The 16,603-nt window shown below is 72.3% G+C and carries 13 protein-coding genes; 4 read left to right on the forward strand and 9 right to left on the reverse strand.

The window, feature by feature from the left end; translation table 11 throughout:
* The first annotated feature begins 157 nt into the window (after positions 1-157).
* Positions 158-814: a CDP-alcohol phosphatidyltransferase family protein gene (locus tag AB0K14_RS10400; protein ID WP_360466455.1), complete on the forward strand. Its 657-nt coding sequence runs from the start codon at positions 158-160 to the stop codon at positions 812-814.
* Positions 807-1,208: a DoxX family protein gene (locus AB0K14_RS10405; RefSeq protein WP_360466433.1), complete on the forward strand. Its 402-nt coding sequence runs from the start codon at positions 807-809 to the stop codon at positions 1,206-1,208. The genes AB0K14_RS10400 and AB0K14_RS10405 overlap by 8 nt, the downstream gene beginning before the upstream one ends.
* On the opposite strand, the gene AB0K14_RS10410 is transcribed toward AB0K14_RS10405, so the two are convergent.
* Positions 1,190-1,861 (reverse strand): dihydrofolate reductase family protein, encoded by a 672-nt coding sequence (locus tag AB0K14_RS10410; RefSeq protein WP_360466436.1) that lies wholly within the window; start codon positions 1,859-1,861, stop codon positions 1,190-1,192. The genes AB0K14_RS10405 and AB0K14_RS10410 overlap by 19 nt on opposite strands.
* Before the next feature lie 77 nt (positions 1,862-1,938).
* On the opposite strand from AB0K14_RS10410, the gene AB0K14_RS10415 reads away from it, so the two are divergent.
* On the forward strand, positions 1,939-3,606 hold the full coding sequence (locus AB0K14_RS10415; RefSeq protein ID WP_360466439.1) for a sulfatase-like hydrolase/transferase: 1,668 nt from the start codon (positions 1,939-1,941) through the stop codon (positions 3,604-3,606).
* Between the two features lie 98 nt (positions 3,607-3,704).
* Positions 3,705-5,156, forward strand: coding sequence for a serine hydrolase (locus AB0K14_RS10420; RefSeq protein ID WP_360466441.1), 1,452 nt, complete (start codon positions 3,705-3,707; stop codon positions 5,154-5,156).
* Between the two features lie 70 nt (positions 5,157-5,226).
* Here AB0K14_RS10420 and AB0K14_RS10425 read toward each other — a convergent pair whose 3' ends face one another.
* From AB0K14_RS10425 to AB0K14_RS10460, 8 genes are all read right to left on the reverse strand, one after another.
* The gene (locus AB0K14_RS10425; RefSeq protein ID WP_360466444.1) at positions 5,227-5,775 is read right to left on the reverse strand and encodes a nuclear transport factor 2 family protein; all 549 of its coding nucleotides are present in this window, start codon (positions 5,773-5,775) and stop codon (positions 5,227-5,229) included.
* Positions 5,776-5,878: 103 nt separating this feature from the next.
* Complete coding sequence (gene glgB, locus AB0K14_RS10430) at positions 5,879-8,035, reverse strand: 1,4-alpha-glucan branching protein GlgB (RefSeq protein WP_360466446.1); 2,157 nt, start codon at positions 8,033-8,035, stop codon at positions 5,879-5,881.
* Entirely contained in the window at positions 8,032-9,552 is a 1,521-nt protein-coding gene (locus AB0K14_RS10435) for an aminoglycoside phosphotransferase (RefSeq protein ID WP_360466449.1), read from the reverse strand. The genes glgB and AB0K14_RS10435 overlap by 4 nt, the downstream gene beginning before the upstream one ends.
* Positions 9,549-11,267 carry a maltose alpha-D-glucosyltransferase gene (treS, locus tag AB0K14_RS10440; RefSeq protein ID WP_364337856.1) on the reverse strand — a complete coding sequence of 573 codons (1,719 nt, stop codon included), beginning with the start codon at positions 11,265-11,267 and terminating at the stop codon, positions 9,549-9,551. The genes AB0K14_RS10435 and treS overlap by 4 nt, the downstream gene beginning before the upstream one ends.
* Positions 11,264-13,219, reverse strand: a complete 1,956-nt coding sequence (locus tag AB0K14_RS10445; protein WP_360466122.1) for a maltotransferase domain-containing protein — start codon at positions 13,217-13,219, stop codon at positions 11,264-11,266. The genes treS and AB0K14_RS10445 overlap by 4 nt, the downstream gene beginning before the upstream one ends.
* A 26-nt stretch (positions 13,220-13,245) precedes the next feature.
* On the reverse strand, positions 13,246-14,136 hold the full coding sequence (locus AB0K14_RS10450; protein ID WP_360466125.1) for an ankyrin repeat domain-containing protein: 891 nt from the start codon (positions 14,134-14,136) through the stop codon (positions 13,246-13,248).
* A gap of 166 nt (positions 14,137-14,302) precedes the next feature.
* Positions 14,303-14,785 carry a nuclear transport factor 2 family protein gene (locus tag AB0K14_RS10455; protein WP_360466128.1) on the reverse strand — a complete coding sequence of 161 codons (483 nt, stop codon included), beginning with the start codon at positions 14,783-14,785 and terminating at the stop codon, positions 14,303-14,305.
* A gap of 184 nt (positions 14,786-14,969) precedes the next feature.
* Positions 14,970-16,385, reverse strand: a complete 1,416-nt coding sequence (locus AB0K14_RS10460; protein WP_360466131.1) for an MFS transporter — start codon at positions 16,383-16,385, stop codon at positions 14,970-14,972.
* Positions 16,386-16,603: the final 218 nt, after the last annotated feature.

Below are 16,603 nucleotides of genomic sequence, written 5' to 3' on the forward strand. Positions count from 1 at the left end.
CGCCGGGGAATGAGGCGCGAACGACCGACTTCCCGGCGATCACGCTTTTCGATCGTCGGGGAATGAGGCGCGAACGACCGACTTCCCGGCGACCTCGCCCGCGACGCCGGAGGCGGCGCAATCCAACGCGGAGCCCGCGGCGTGGGCGGGTGCGCAGGTGGTGCTGCTCGGCGTGCTGGAGGCCACGGTCGGGTTGGGTGCGCTCGGGTGGCTCGTGGGCATCGCCCACGCGGCGGTCGCGCAGGCGCTGCTCGGCGGCGCGGTGCGGCGGTCGGCGCGCGGTGTGCTCGGGCCGGCCGACCGGGTCACGTCGGCCAGGGGCCTGCTGGTCGGCGGCGTCACGGCGCTGGTGGCCGCCGGTGGCCACGAGACGGCGCTGCTCGTCGTGCTCGCCGCGGTCGCGCTGGCGCTGGACTTCGTGGACGGGCAGGTGGCCCGCCGCACGGGCACCACGTCGGCGATGGGCGCGCGGTTCGACATGGAGGTCGACGCGTTCCTGATCCTGGTGCTGAGCGTGCACGTCGCGTTCGCGCTGGGACCGTGGGTGTTGGTCGTGGGCGCGCTGCGGTACGCGTTCGTCGCGGCCTCCTGGGGTCTGGCCTGGCTGAGGGGCGCGTTGCCGCCCAGCCACGCCCGCAAGGTGGTGGCCGCCGTGCAGGGGATCGCACTGGTCGTCGCCGCGTCCGGCCTGCTGCCGCACCCCGGTGTCCTGGTAGGACTGGCGCTCGCCTCGCTCGGGTGGTCGTTCGGGCGTGACATCGCCTGGTTGTGGCGCAATGCTCCCGCATCGGTGGAAGGAGTCAGCCATGTCTGACGCAGCTCGAACGGACGTCGGTCGCGGTGTCGGGAACATCGCCCTGTGGGTGGTGCAGGTGCTGCTGGCCGCGTACTTCGTCTACAGCGGGGTGTCGCTGCTCGGCGACGACTTCGTCGGCAAGTTCGACAAGATCGGTTCCGGGCAGTGGCTGCGGTACGTCACCGGTGTGCTGGAGATCGCGGGAGCGCTCGGCCTGCTCGTGCCGCGGCTGTGCGGGCTCGCCGCGCTGGGCCTGGTGGGCGTGATGGCCGGCGCGGTCGCCACGGAGCTGGTCGTCCTGAACGACCCGGACGGCGCCGTGCTGCCCGCGGTGCTGCTCGCGCTGGCCGCCGTGGTGGCGTGGTTTCGGCGCGACACCGTCCGCACCCTGCTTCAGAGCTTCGGGAAGTAGCGCAGCACGGCCACGTCGCCGAGCTTGGTCACGTCCTCCAGGTGGAACCGCCGGGCGGGCCCTCCGGGGAACTCGGCCGGGTTGACGAACCGCGGCGCGTCGGCCTGGCCGATCAGCATCGGCGCCACGGCCATCCGGATCTCGTCGGCCAGCCCGGCGGACAGGAACGCGGTGTGGATCGTGCCGCCGCCCTCCACCATGAGCCGGTCCACGCCGCGTGCGCCGAGGTCGTCCAGCAGCGCGCCGAAGTCGACGGCCGGACCGAGGGACACCACCTCCGCGAGCCGGCCGACGACCGGCTCGGCGCGCCGCCGGCCGGAGTCCGTGGTGTAGACGAGCTTCCCGCCGCCGTGGTGCCAGAACGCCAGCGCCGGGTCGAGGTCGCCGCTGCCCGTCACGGCCACCTTCACCGGGTGCTCGGGACGGCCTTCGGCGACGCGGGCGGCACGGCGGTCCGCGCGGTTCACCAGCAGGCGCGGGTTGTCGCGGCGGATCGTCACCGCGCCGACCAGGATCGCGTCGGACTCCGCGCGCACCCGGTCGACGTGGTCGAAGTCCTCGGCGTTGGACAGCGGGAACCGTTGCGCGCCGCGGTCGTCGATGTGGCCGTCCACGCTGACGGCGACGCTGAGCAGGACGTACGGGCGAGTCACGAGCCCACCGTACCTACGGCTGAACCGCCGGTGGGCGTGCGTGCGTTCTACCCGACAGGGCGATCGGAAGGGACCGCATGACCGAGGACGTCGTGGACCGTCGCGGCAGCCAGGGCAGCCAGGGCAGCCAGGGCAGCCAGGGCAGCCGGGGCCGTCGGGGCACGGCTACCGCGCTGGCCGCCCTACTGGTGTTGTCGGCCTTGGCGATGCCCAGCGACTTCGACTCGTTGACGCCGGCCACGTTCCTGCGGCTGCCGGTGGAGGGGTTGCTCGGCGTGGTGCTGGTGCTCGTGCTGCCCGAACGCGCGGGGCGGGTGCTGGCGCCGCTCGGTGGCGCGGTGCTCGGCGTGCTGCTCGTGGTGAAGCTGCTGGACATCGGCTTCGACGCGGTGCTGCACCGGCCGTTCGACCTGGTGCTGGACTGGCCGTTGCTGGTGCCCGCGGTGGACTACGTGGACGTGACGGCGGGGCGGTTCGCGGCGGTGGCGGCGGTGGCGGCGGCCGTGCTGCTGGCCGGCGCGGTGGTGGTGCTGACGGCGCGCTCCGCGTTGCGGCTGAGCTGGGTGGTGGGTCGGCACCGGCAGTCCGTCACGCGCGCGGTGGCCGTCCTCGCGGTCGTGTGGATCACGTTGGCCGCGCCCGGCCTGCGGGTCGCGCCGAGCGGTCCGATCGCGTCGCACAGCACGGCGGAGTTCGTCTACGACCAGGCACGCCGGGTGCAGGCCGGGTTGCGCGACCGGGAGGACTTCCTGGCGGAGTCCGCCGTGGACGCGTTCGGTGGCGCGGCGGGCGAGCAGCTGCTGACCTCGTTGCGCGGCAAGGACGTGGTGGTGGCGTTCGTCGAGAGCTACGGGCGTTCGGCGGTGCAGCACCCCGACCTGGCGCCGCACGTCGGCGCGGTGCTCGACGTGGGCACGCGGCGGCTGGCCGACGCCGGGTACGGCGCCCGCAGCGCGTTCCTCACCTCGCCGACGGCGGGCGGGGGGAGCTGGCTGGCCCAGGCCACCCTGCTGTCCGGGCTGTGGATCGACAACCAGCAGCGCTACCGCACGTTGCTGGGCAGCGACCGGCTGACCCTGGGCGGTGCGTTCGGGCGCGCGGGCTGGCGTTCGGTCGGCGTGATGCCGGGCATCACCCAGACCTGGCCGGAGGGCGGGTTCTTCGGCTACGACCGGATCTACTCGTTCGACGACCTCGGCTACCGTGGGCCGCGCTTCGGCTACGCGACCACGCCCGACGAGTTCACCATGTCGAGGTTCCAGCAGTTCGAGCGCGACGCGGAGCACCCGCCCGTGATGGCGGTGATCCCGCTGCTGTCCAGCCACGCGCCGTGGTCGCCCGCGCCGACGACCATCGGCTGGGACCGCCTCGGTGACGGCTCCGTGTTCGGGTCGATGGCCTCGGGCGAGGCACCCGCGGAGGACATGTTCGGCCGCGACCCGGCGCTGGTGCGCGGCGACTACGCGCGGACCCTTGAGTACTCGCTGAACACCCTCGTGTCCTACGTGGAGACCTACGGCGACGACGACCTGGTGCTCGTGTTCCTCGGCGACCACCAGCCCGCGCCGTTCGTCACCGGACCCGACGCGGGCCGGGACGTGCCGATCACCGTCGTGGCCCGCGACCCGGCCGTGCTGGACCGGACCGCGGGCTGGGGCTGGACCGACGGCCTCAAGCCCGGGCCGCAGGCGCCGGTGCGGCCCATGGACACCTTCCGCGACCAGTTCCTGACCACGTTCAGGTGACCGCCGGTCGTCCGGACCGGTCATCGGGGCCCGTCACGCGAATGCGACGAATGCTCTACGGTCGGTGGCGCAGACGGATCACCTCATGGGGGAGTGCAATGAGATCCTTCCGACGCAGGCTGCTCACCGCCACCGCGTTGACGGCGGCGACGGCGCTGGTCGGCGCCGTGACAACGGTGTCGGCCGCGGGCGCGCAGACCGACGTGAGCGCTCGGCTGGCCGAATCGCTGCGGCAGGCCGTGGTGGCGCAGGACTTCAAGGACGTGCTCGACCTGACGCCACCGGAACTGGTCGCGGCGTCGAAGGCGGGCGCGCCGGAGAAGTACGACCCGCTGCCGCCCGGGGAGGCCGCCACCGCCGGGTTGGGCGCCGCCGCGGCCCGGCCGCTGCACCAGATGCCGAACATGGACCTCGCGGTGATCGAGCTCGACCGCTTCGGCCGACCGGTCGCGATGGCCGACGTGCTGCTCAGCCCGCAGTACCCGAACGGGGTCGTGGTGCCGCTGGACAAGCGGAAGCTGTCCACCGACCAGGTGCGCTACCGCTGGTGGGACGACACGGAGTGGGACGTCAACGGCGGCCGGGGCACGCGTGACGTGCTCGCCGGCCGGGAGGGCGCGCCCATCGACTTCTCCTCGCCGTACCCGGCGTCGGTGCTCAAGCTGATGGTGGGCTTCGGCGTGCTGCGGCTGGCCGACCAGGGCCGGGTGAACCTCGACGCGGTCTACGACTACCGGCCGGTGACCCAGCACCCGGTGTGCGGCGCCGCGTCCAGCCGGGTGATCCGGCTGCACTTCGACGACATGATCACCAAGTCGCAGAACGAGTCGACCTGCGCGTTGATCAAGATGATCCACGACCTCGGCGCGTGGGACGAGGTCAACCGCACGTTCGTCGAGCTCGGCATGCCGACGCTGATGGTCACCGGCACCAACCCGGAGAACGGCGGCCGGTGGATCGGGTCGAACATGAGCAGCATCGACACCGCGAAGCTGCTCCTGCTGGTCAACGGCGGCTCCGGCACGCTGTGGACGACCGACGCGGGCCGTGCGGTCACCCGCGACGTGCTCAGCCCGGCGGCCCGCCTCCAGTTCCTCAAGTCGCTGGGCGACCAGGGGCACAACGAGATGCTGTCGACCACGAACCACTGCGGGCGCGCGTACCCGGTGCAGGGCATCCCGCAGAAGACGCCGTCGCGGTGGATCAAGGCCGACGGCACGATGACGGTCGGCGCCGCCGTGTACGACAGCGACGTGCGGCCGTGCGACGCCGCCGCCGAGGTGGCGTTCGGCCACAAGACCGGCTGGGTCGACACGACCGGCAGCGACGCGGGCATCGTGAAATCCCTGCCGGGCAAGGAGAGGCGCAACTACATCGTGGTCGCGTTCTGCAACCTGGGCACCGACTACGTCGACACCTACCGGCCCGCCAACCGCCCCGGCGTCTTCCCGGTGCTCTACACCGAGAAGTACGCCAAGCTCGGCGCGGCCGTGGACCGGATCATGACCGACCTGGCGGTGGTCCCGCACGTGACCGCTCGACGCGGGTAGTCGTCGGATGTGCGACCACTCCGCAACGCCGCGGAGTGGTCGCACACCGACCGCGTCCGTGCGCGGCGGGTCAGCGCCGGGCCAGCCGGCTCGGGATCGGGGCCAACGGGTAGGTCTGCCAGAAGAACCGGTCGGCCGCGTGCTGGTCGGCGGCGAAGTTGATCGCCTCCACGATCCGCCGGCCGCGGATGCGGAACGCCAGGGCCCAGGTGATGTCCAGGCCCGCCGGCTTGGTGCTCCAGCCGCGGTGCAGGTCGACGACCCAGTCGCCGTCCGCGGCCAGGAACATCGGCTCGGCGCGGAAACCCGCCTTGCCCAGTTCGGTGAAGAACGCCAGCACCTCCTCGACACCGACCTTGGTGCCCGACAGCGGGTGGTGGCCGGGGATCGTCCAGCGGATGTCGTCGGCGAAGAACCGGCGCAGCTTGCCCAGGTCGCCCGACCCGTAGGCCGCGTAGTAGTCCTTGATCAGCTTGACGTTCGGGTGGTCCCGGTCGTCCGGGGCGGCGGTCGCGGTGCCGGCGCCGAGCAGCGAGCCCGCCGCCACCCCCACCGCGGTCATCCCGAAACCGCGCAGCAGCTCGGCCCGGGACACGCCTACAGGGTCTTCCGTCGTCATGCTCACTCCTGGTTGAGGGGTCACGAACTCCGTCGGCGTACGGGAATTCGTCGCCCCTCGACCGTATGGTCGCGCAGCGTGACAGGTCCAATACCTGCCGCGATTACCGATCCGCATAGGTATCGGGCATCAGCCACAAAACGCCCATCGGGGGCAGCGTGAGCACCGCCGACGCCGGTTGACCGTGGTACGGCACGTCCTCCGCGAGCACCTCGCCGAGGTTGCCCACGCCGGAGCCCCCGTAGTCGGTGCCGTCGGTGTTGAGGATCTCGCACCACCGGCCCGACGTCGGTAGTCCGATGCGGTACTCCGGCCGCGGGACGTCGGCGAAGTTCGCCACGCACGCCACCACGTCACCGCCGTCACCGCCGTCACCGCCGTCACCGTGCCGCAGGAACGCGAACACCAGGTCCGACAGGTGCACCCACGAGAACCCGTCCGGGTCGGTGTCCCGGCGGTGCAGGGCGGGCGTCGCCCGGTAGACCCGGTTCAGGTCCGCGACCAGCCGCCGCACGCCCGAGTGCACGGGCGAGTCCAGCAGGTGCCAGTCCAGCCCGAACTCCGACCACTCGTCCCGCTGCCCGAACTCGCCGCCCATGAACAGCAGCTGCTTGCCCGGGTGCGCCCACATGAACGCGAACAGCGACCGCAGCCCCGCCGCCTTGCCCCGGTCGTCGCCGGGCATCCGGCGCCACAGCGACCCCTTGCCGTGCACGACCTCGTCGTGCGACAGCGGCAGCACGAAGTTCTCGCTCCAGGCGTACGACAGCGAGAACGCGACCTCGTCCGACCGGCTGTCGCGATCCGCCGGGTCCTGCCCGAAGAACCGCAGGTCGTCGTGCATCCAACCCATGTTCCACTTGAACCCGAACCCCAACCCGCCGTGGTCGGTCGGCCGGGTCACGCCGGGCCAGGTGGTGGACTCCTCGGCGATCATCACGACGCCCGGGTGGTGCTTGTAGACGGTCGCGTTCAGCTCCTGGAGGAACCGCACCGCCTCCAGGTTCTCGCGTCCTCCGTGGACGTTGGGCTCCCACGTGCCCTCGGGCCGCGAGTAGTCCAGGTACAGCATGGACGCCACCGCGTCGACCCGCAGCCCGTCCACGTGGAACTCCTCCACCCAGTACAGGGCGTTGGCCACCAGGAAGTTCCGCACCTCGGGCCGGCCGAAGTCGAACACGTACGTGCCCCAGTCCGGGTGCTCGCCGCGGCGCGGGTCGGGGTGCTCGTACAGCGCGGTCCCGTCGAACCGCGCCAACGCCCACTCGTCCCGCGGGAAGTGCGCGGGCACCCAGTCCACGATCACGCCGATACCGCGCTGGTGGAGGACGTCCACGAAGTGCCGGAAGTCGTCGGGCGTGCCGAACCGGGAGGTGGGCGCGTAGTACGACGTCACCTGGTAGCCCCACGAGCCGCCGAACGGGTGCTCGGCCACCGGCATCAGCTCCACGTGCGTGAACCCCAGGCCGGTCACGTAGTCGGCCAGCTCCTCGGCCAGCTCGCGGTACCCGAGACCGGGCCTCCACGAGCCCAGGTGCACCTCGTACACGGAGACCGGTGCCCGCGACCAGTCCGTCGCCCCCCGTGCGGCCAGCCACGAGCCGTCACCCCACTCGTGGGCGGACGCGTGGACCACCGACTCCGGCAGCCGGGCCGCGAACGCCATCGGGTCGGCCTTCTCCCGCCACACCCCGTCCGCGCCCAGCACCCGGAACCGGTACCGCGCACCCGCCTCGACACCCGGCACGAACAGCTCCCAGACACCGGCGCCCAGCCGCCGCATCGGCAGCCCGAACACCTGCACGCCCGCGGCGTTCGGCGCCCACACCGCGAAGGCGGTGCCGGACACGCCGCCCAACGAACGGGGGTGCGCGCCCAGCACCTCCCACAGCCGTTCGTGCCGACCCTCGGCGATCAGGTGGAGGTCCAGCTCGCCGACGGTGGGCAGCCACCGGTACGGGTCGTCCACCAGCTCGATCCGGTCGGCGGACACCACCTCGAACCGGTAGTCCGCCAACCGCACCGGCACCACGCCGGAGAACAGGCCGTCGCGCAACCGCCCCAGCCCGAACCGCTCGCCGGCCGACGTCACCACCGTGACCGCGACCGCGTCGGGCCGCAGGGCGCGCACCACCGCACCGGCCGGCCGCGGGTGCGCGCCCAGCACCTGGTGCGGGTTCGGGTGCGTCCCGGCGAGCAACCGGTCCGCGGCCTCCGGGTCCGGTGCTCCGAGGTCCACGATGGACAGCTCCACGGTCATCGTCCGCCTCCGGGCGCTCCGGCCGCCTGCCCGAGGGATCGCTCCACCGCGCGCAGCGGGATGTCGACCCAGTCGGGCCGGTTGCGGGTCTCGTACACCGTCTCGTAGACGGCCTTCTCCAGCTCGAACGCGGTCAGCAGCGGCCCGACCGGGTCGAACCCGGCCACCTCCGCGTACCCGGAGGTGAACGCCTCGCGGTTGTGCGCGGTCCACAGCCGTGCCCGGCGGCGCAACTCCGGCGTGGGGTTGAACAGCCGCAGCTGGTGTTGGGCCGCGTAGTCCAGCGACCGGGACATGCCCGCGATGTCGCGCAACGGGGACTGCAACGCGACCCGCTCCGCGATCGGCGCGGCCGGCTCACCCTCGAAGTCGATGAGCAGCCAGGTCGACGGCGTGCGCAGCGCCTGCCCGAGGTGCAGGTCGCCGTGCACCCGCTGCACCGGCACCCCGCCGGGGATGTCGGCGACCGCGGTGAACGCGGCCCGGAGCCGGTCGGCGTGCGGCGCGAGCTGTGGCACCACGCCCAGCGCCGACTCCAGGTGCGCGAGCATCCCGTCGCTCAACGACCGGGCGCCCACCACGTCCGTGCCCAGCTCGCGCGCCAGGTCCGCGTGCACCGTCGCCACGGCGCCACCCAGCCGCCGCGCCTCGGCCGCGAAATCGGCGCCCGCGGACGCGGGTGGTGCGGTGGCGTCGGCGAACAGGTCCCGGACGCTGGTCATGGCCATCGCCCAGCCCTCGGCCGCGTTCGCCGCGAACGCCTGCAACATGCCGAACGTGGCCGGCGCGCCGTCCACCGCGCCCTCGACCGCGCCGAGCAGCGTGGCGATGTGCCGTGACCGGGCCCGGCGCAGGGCGCGGTGCGCCTCCAGGTCCGGGTTCAACCCCGCCGCGAGCCGCCGGTACAGCTTGAGGATGTACCGGTCGCCGTACACGATCGAGGTGTTCGACTGCTCGGCCCCGATCGGCCGGCCGACCAGCCCGCGCCGGCTCGACCCGGTGAACGACGGCTCCGGCGTGAACGTGACGTCGTCGCGTCGCGCCCGCTGCCCGATCAGGCGCAGCAGCAGGGAGTTCAGCTCGGCGTCACCGGTCGCGTCGTACACCACGCACCCGTCGAACCCGGCGAGCACGGCGGGCGCGAGCCGGTCCGGCAACGTCGTGCGCACGCCGATCGGCACCTGGTACCGCTCGGCCGGACCGCCGTCGGCGAACCGCACCGACGCCACGACCAGCAGCCCCAGCGGCCCGCCGGACGCGCGTTGGTCGACCAGTTCGGTGGCCTGCTCGACGTCGACGCGGTCGACCGGCCGGCCCTTGCCGCCGAACCAGCGCTGCCACGGCAGCCAGGCGGCCAGGGCGCGCTCCAGGCGGGGCCGCAGGTCTTCGGTCGGCGTTGCCGACGATCGGACTCCGGTCGGCGTTGCCGACGATCGGACTCCGGTCGGCGTGGCCGGTGGTCCGGCGGGTGGGGGTGGCGGTGCCGGCGGGCCGGCGGGAACCGGGACCGGGGTCATCGGGCTTCTCCCATGCGGTGGATGGCGAACCAGTAGAAACCGTGACCGGGCAGCGTGAGCCGGTACGGGTCGGACTCGATCGGCGCGAACACCACGCCGCCGGTGAGCTCCACCGGCAGGCTGCCCGCGAAGTCGGACAGGTCGAACTCGGCCTGCTGCGGGAACCGCGACAGGTTGTTCACGCACAGGACGGTGTCGTCACCGTGCACCCGCAGGTAGGCCAGCACGCTCGGGTTCGCGCAGGTCAGCTCGGTGAACGTGCCCAACCCGAACGACGGGTGCGCGCGCCGCACGGCCAGCATCCGCCGGGTCCAGTGCAGCAGCGACGACGTGGTGCCGAGCTGCGCCTCGACGTTGACGCCCTGGTAGCCGTACACCGGGTCGGCGATCGCCGGCAGGTAGAGCCGGCCCGGGTCGGACGACGAGAACCCGGCGTTGCGGTCCGGCGTCCACTGCATCGGCGTGCGCACGCCGTCGCGGTCGCCGAGCCAGATGTTGTCGCCCATGCCGATCTCGTCGCCGTAGTACAGCACCGGCGAGCCGGGCAGCGAGAGCAACAGCGCGGTGAACAGCTCCTGCTGGTTGCGGTCGTTCTCCAGCAGCGGTGCCAGCCGTCGCCGGATGCCGATGTTGGCCTTCATGCGCGGGTCTTTGGCGTACTCCGCGTACATGTAGTCGCGCTCTTCGTCGGTGACCATCTCCAGCGTCAACTCGTCGTGGTTGCGCAGGAAGATGCCCCACTGCGCACGCGAGGGGATGTCCGGGGTCTGCGCGAGGATCTCGGAGATCGGGATCCGCGACTCGCGTCGCACGGCCATGAAGATGCGGGGCATGAGCGGGAAGTGGAAGGCCATGTGGCACTCGTCGCCGCCGACGGCGGGGTCGCCGAAGTACTCGACCACGTCGGACGGCCACTGGTTGGCCTCGGCGAGCAGCACCCGGCCGGGGTACTCGTCGTCCACCACCTTGCGGCACAACTTCAGGAAGTCGTGCGTGCGCGGCAGGTTCTCGCCGTTCGTGCCCTCCTCCTCGAACAGGTACGGCACCGCGTCCAGCCGGAACCCGTCGATGCCCAGGTCCAGCCAGAACCGCAGGACGTCGAGCATCGCCTCCTGCACGGCGGGGTTCTCGTAGTTGAGGTCCGGCTGGTGGGAGAAGAACCGGTGCCAGTAGAACTGGCCGCGCACCGGGTCGTAGGTCCAGTTCGAGGACTCGGTGTCGACGAAGATGATCCGCGCGTCCGCGTAGCGCTGGTCGTCGTCGCTCCACACGTAGTAGTCGCCGTACGGGCCGTCCGGGTCCTCCCGTGAGGCCCTGAACCAGGGGTGGGCGTCGCTGGTGTGGTTCATCACCAGGTCGGTGATGATCCGGATGCCGCGGCGGTGCGCCTCGTCCAGCAGGTGCACGAAGTCCTCGACCGTGCCGAACTCCGGCAGCACCGCGCGGAAGTCGGAGATGTCGTAGCCGCCGTCGCGCAGAGGTGAGGCGTAGAACGGTGGCAGCCAGAGGCAGTCGACGCCGAGCCACTCCAGGTAGTCGAGCTTGGCCGCGAGACCTCGCAGGTCACCGGTGCCGTCGTCGTTGTCGTCGTTGAACGCGCGGACGAGGACTTCGTAGAAGACCGCCCGCTTGTACCACTCGTGGTCGACGGGCAGCGCGTGCGCCCGCTCGTGCCGCACCGTTCCCGGTCGGCCCAGGGGCTGGATCCCGGTCATACCCCACCCACCGACACGATGTGCGCGACCGCCCGCCGCGGGTCGAGCTGGACGTAGTTGGACCGGCCCCAGTCGAAGACCTCGCCGGTGACCTCGTCCCGGGCGGTGAACCGGGCGCCCTCGGGCAGGCCGAGCGCGGCCGGGTCGAGCGTGACCGTGCCGTCCTGCGGCCGGTCGGGGTCGAGGGTGACCACGCAGACGACCGCGCGCCCGCTGTCCGGGTCGGTCTTCGAGTACGCGATCAGGTTGTCGTTGTCGACCTCGTGGAACCGCAGCGTGCGCAGCTGCCGCAACGCCGGGTGCGCGCGCCGGATCCGGTTGAGCGTGGCCAGCCACGGCTGCAACGTGTCCCCGGAGTAGTCCCTGGGGCGCAGCTCGTACTTCTCCGAGTCCAGGTACTCCTCGCTGCCCTCGCGCACCGCCTGGTGCTCGAACAGCTCGTACCCCGAGTACACGCCCCACGACGGCGACAGCGTCGCGGCCAGCGCCGCCCGCAGCGCGAACATCGCCGGGCCGCCGTGCTGCAACGACTCGTGCAGGATGTCCGGGGTGTTCACGAACAGGTTCGGCGTGCCCTCGTCGGCGTGCTCGACCAGGTCGCGGCCGAACTCCTCCAGCTCCTCCTTGGCGGTGCGCCAGGTGAAGTAGGTGTAGTGCTGGGTGAAGCCGAGGCGGGACAGGCCGTGCAGGCGGGCCGGCCGGGTGAACGACTCGGACAGGAACAGCACGTCCGGATCGGTCTGCTTGACCTGCCGGATCAGCCAGTGCCAGAAGTCCGGCGGCTTGGTGTGCGGGTTGTCCACCCGGAAGATCCGCACCCCCTGCGCGATCCAGTGCCGCACCACCCGCAGCACCTCGGCGTACAGGCCCTGCGGCTCGTTGTCGAAGTTGAGCGGGTAGATGTCCTCGTAGCGCTTGGGCGGGTTCTCCGCGAACGCGATCGAGCCGTCCGGGCGGCTGGTGAACCACTCGGGGTGCTCGGTCACCCACGGGTGGTCCGGCGCGCACTGCAACGCCAGGTCCAGCGCCACCTCCAGGCCGTGGTCGTTCGCGCGGGAGACGAAGTGCCGGAAGTCCTCCAGCGTGCCCAGGTCCGGGTGCACGGCGTCGTGGCCGCCCGCGCGTGAGCCGATGGCCCAGGGGGAGCCCACGTCATCGGGCCCCGCGGTGGTGCTGTTGTTGCGGCCCTTGCGGTTGACCTCGCCGATCGGGTGGATCGGTGGCAGGTACAGCACGTCGAAGCCCATGTCGGCGATGCGCGGCAACTCGTGCTCCGCCGTGGCGAACGTGCCGTGCCGCGGGTTGCCGTCCGCGTCCACGCCACCGGTGGAGCGCGGGAACAGCTCGTACCAGGCCGAGAACCGGCCCTTCACCCGGTCCACCCAGATGTGATGGGTGTGGCCGCGGGTGACCAGTTCGCGCACCGGGTGGGCGTGCATGGTGCGCCGCACGGCGTCCGACAGCGCGAGCTCGACCCGTTGAGCCAGGCCGTGCTCCCGTTCCCGCAGGGCTTGCGCGGCGGCGCGCAGCACCGGCCGCTCGGCCCGGCGGCGCAACCGGCGGGCGGCCCGGTCCAGCAGCCGGGCACCCGCCTCCAGGTCGTTGGCCAGCTGCCCGGCGTCCTGCCCCGCGGCCAGCTTCGCCGTCACGGCGTGCCGCCACGTGGTCCACGGGTCGCTCCACGCGTCCACCCGGAACGTCCACATGCCCTCGCGGTCCGGGACGACCGCGGCGTGCCACCGGTCCAACCCCGCGTCGGCGGGCGCCATCCGGATCCCGGTGCCCTTCGGGTCGCCCGGACCGCGCCACACCACCGTCGCGGCGACCGCGTCGTGGCCCTCCCGCCACACCGTGGCGGAGATCGGCACGTGCTCGCCGACGACGGCCTTCGCCGGGTGGCGGCCCGAGCTGACCTCGGGGGTGACGTCGTCGACCACCAACCGCCCGTTCACTGCAGCCCTCCCTCCAGTCGTGGTGCTCACGCGAACAGCGCGTTCACGACTTCCGGCGCGAGCAGGTCGCGCGCCAGGTCGAGCGGGGTGCGGCCGAGGTGGTCGGCCAGGTCCGCGCGGGCCCCGGCGGCCAGCAGCACGCGGGCGGCGTCGGCGTTGCCGTGCCGGACCGCGATGTGCAGCGGCGTCTGGCCCGTGGTCGCGACCGGGGCGTCCACGATGGACCCGGCGCGCAGCAGGGCGGTCACCACCTCGGCGGAGCCGTGCTCGGCGGCCTTGTGCAGCGCGGTCTGCCCGGAGCGCTCGGTGACCAGCACGTCCGCGCCGCCGCCGAGCAGCGTGCGGACCATCGCGTCGTCACCGCGCACCGCGGCTGCCTGCAACGCGGTCAGCCCGGTCCGCTCGTCGTGCCGGTTGGGGTCGCCGCCGAAGGACAGCAGGTCGCGCACCCCGTCCACGTCGCCCGCGACGGCCGCCGCGTGCAGGCGCTGCTCCCGGTCCGCGTTGAACGCGTTGACCTCGGTGTTCGGGTCGAAGTAGACCTTCCAGTGGGTGATCTTCCCCTGGTCGGACAGCACCACCTTGTGCATGTCCTCGATCTCGAACAGCACCTTGGTGCGGGTGTGCCTGCCCTTGGTGTAGACGACGGCGCAGGCCGTGTCGCCGTCCACGAACAGGCCGCGCAGACCGTAGTCCAGCACCTCGGTCGTCTCGGCGCGGATGCGGAACGCCTCGGCGACCTCGTTGAGGCCGACGTGCGTGCCGAGGTATGGGATGACCGCGTTCCACTGGTCCTGCGGCAGTTCCAGCACCACGGACGGGGACAGGCCGGCCATGATCGCGGTCATGTCGCCGCGCCCGATGGCGCCGTACCACTCGTCGACGATCTTGCGGGTGTCGATCCGGCTGTTGTTCACGTGTGGATTTCCTTTCAGCGGTGGGAAATCTCCCTGCTTCCAGGCTGACAGCGATCCACAGCGGACACGAGGAACGGGCGGCGACTGCGGCAACATGCCGAAGAAGCGCGGAACCCCGCCGCACGCCCTCGTGGGGCGTGCGGCGGGGTTCGGTGTGGTTGCCGGCCTAGCTGTAGCGGCCGATGACGTCCTGGATGAGCCCGTCGCGCACCAGGAACTCGTAGTAGAAGACCTCCGAGCCGCCGCGGCCGGTGTCGAAGTCGTAGTCGACCCGGTAGCGGTCGCCGTTCCACCGCTCACCGGTGACCTCGTACCTGCCGCCCGGCTCGATGACCTCCGGGGTGAGGAAGCGGTCCATGATCTCCTGGCGGGACGGGTAGATCCGGCCCACGCTGTCGAACCGCGCGTCCTCCGCGAACGTGGCCGCGACACCCTCCGCGTCGCCCGCGTTCGCCGCCTCCGCGAACCGCTTCGCCACGTCCGGCGCGGCGGCGCGGTCGGCGTCCGAGAGCGGCACGGACTCCGTGCTCGTCACCGTGCCGGCGCCCGTCGCGGTGGTCGTCTGCCCGGCCTCGGCGGCGGGCTCCTCACTGCTGCACGCGGCCGCGGCGACGAGCGCCAACGCGGCCAGACCGATCCGTCGGTACATGTCGGTTCCTCACTTGGTTGGGCGTGGTCGGTAGGTCGGGGAGCCCTCCGGCCCGGAGGTGTGGGGAACCTCCGGGCCGGAAGGTCGGGTTGGGCGCACGTGGGCGGGGACCTCCGTGCGCCGCGCCCCGCGCCGCATCCACCGGGGGTGGGGGGAGGAGGCGCGGGACTCCCTCGCCGGATGGTCAGGTGCGTCGGTCACCCCGCATGAGCACGACGATGAACGCGATGCCGACGAGGATCACCGCGATCGCGGCGAGGTAGGCGGCGTGGTAGCCCGCCAGCACGTCCCGCGGCTCGCCGGTGGGGCTGACCGTGGCGGCGAGCGTGACCAGGGCGGCGACGCCGACGCTGCCGCCCAGCTGCTGCGCGGTGACGTTCAGGCCTCCCGCCACCCCGTGCTCGTGCTGCGGCACGCCGGTCAGCGACGCGGCGGTCAGGCCCGCGAACGCGACACCCTGGCCGACGCTCATGACGAGGACCGCGGGGAAGATGTGCAGCCAGTAGTTCCCGTCGAGCGGGGTCACCGCCCACAGCCCGACACCCGCCGCGATCAGCAGCAGACCGGTGATCAGCAGCGGGCGTTGGCCCACCTTCGCCATCACGCGGCCCGCGACGTTCGCGCTGAGGACCACCGTGATGCCCATGGGCAGGATGGCCAGGCCGGACTGGAGCGGCGTGTAGCCGAGCAGCCCCTGCAGGTAGAGCGGTGCGAAGAACAGCACGGCCAACACGGCGGTGAAGAAGACGACGGCCGCGACCGTGGCCGCCGAGACGGCCGGCAGCCGGAAGATGCCCAGCTGGAGCAGGGGGTTGTCCACCCGCTGCTCCCACCACACGAAGCCGGCCAGGAGCACGACGGACAGGGCGAGCGGGCCGATGGTCAGCGGGTCGGTCCAGCTGCTGTGGCTGGCCTGGCTCAGGCCGAGGACCGCGAGCAGCAGACCGCCGGTGACCGAGGTGGCGCCGACGACGTCGAGCTTCTCCGGCTTGCGCGTGCCCACCGGCAGCACGGACCTGACCGCGAGGAGCACGGCCAGCCCGATGATGACGTTGAACACGAAGACGGCCCGCCAGCTGAAGAAGTCGGTGAGCACGCCGCCGATCACGACGCCGGCGCTGAAGCTGGACGCGCCGACGCTGGTGTAGACGGCCAGCGCCTTGTTGCGGCGCGGGCCTTCCGGGAACAGCTCGGTGAGCAGGGCCAGGGACGCCGGGCCGGACAGCGCCGCGCCGACGCCCTGCAGCGCACGGGCGATCATGAGGATCTCGGCGGACGGCGCGATCGCGGCCACCACGGTCGCGACGGTGAAGAGGCCGACGCCGAGGGTGAACACGCGGCGTCGGCCGAGCACGTCGGCCGCGCGACCGCCGAACAGCAGGAATCCCGCGAACGTGACCGCGTAGGAGGTCATCGTCCACTGCAGACCGGTGCTCCCGATGCCGAGGTCGTGACCGATGACGGGTAGCGCGGCGTTGACCACGGCCACGCTGCTGGTGTCGAGCGCGAGTGCGGCGGCCAGGACGACGACCGCGAGCCAACCGGCCTGGGGCGCCGGTTGGGGTATGCCGGTGTCGACGGGGTCGACGTGGGTAGACATGCGTGTGCTCCAAAGTTCGTGTGCACGGTCGTGCCGTGCGTGATGTGAGGTCTGCTCGCTCAGCCGGCGCAGGAGCGCGGGGCGGGCAGCGGTGGTACCCGGTGCGGCGGTTCGATCGCCATGTCGCGGTTGTCCCACGGGCACCGGCACCCGCTCGGGGCCATGTCCCGGTTGTCCCGGGAGCCCTCGCCGTCGACGGCGATCACCGTGCCGCGCAC

Origin of the sequence: Actinosynnema sp. NPDC050801, from assembly GCF_040673975.1 — a bacterium.
Classification (GTDB): domain Bacteria; phylum Actinomycetota; class Actinomycetes; order Mycobacteriales; family Pseudonocardiaceae; genus Actinosynnema.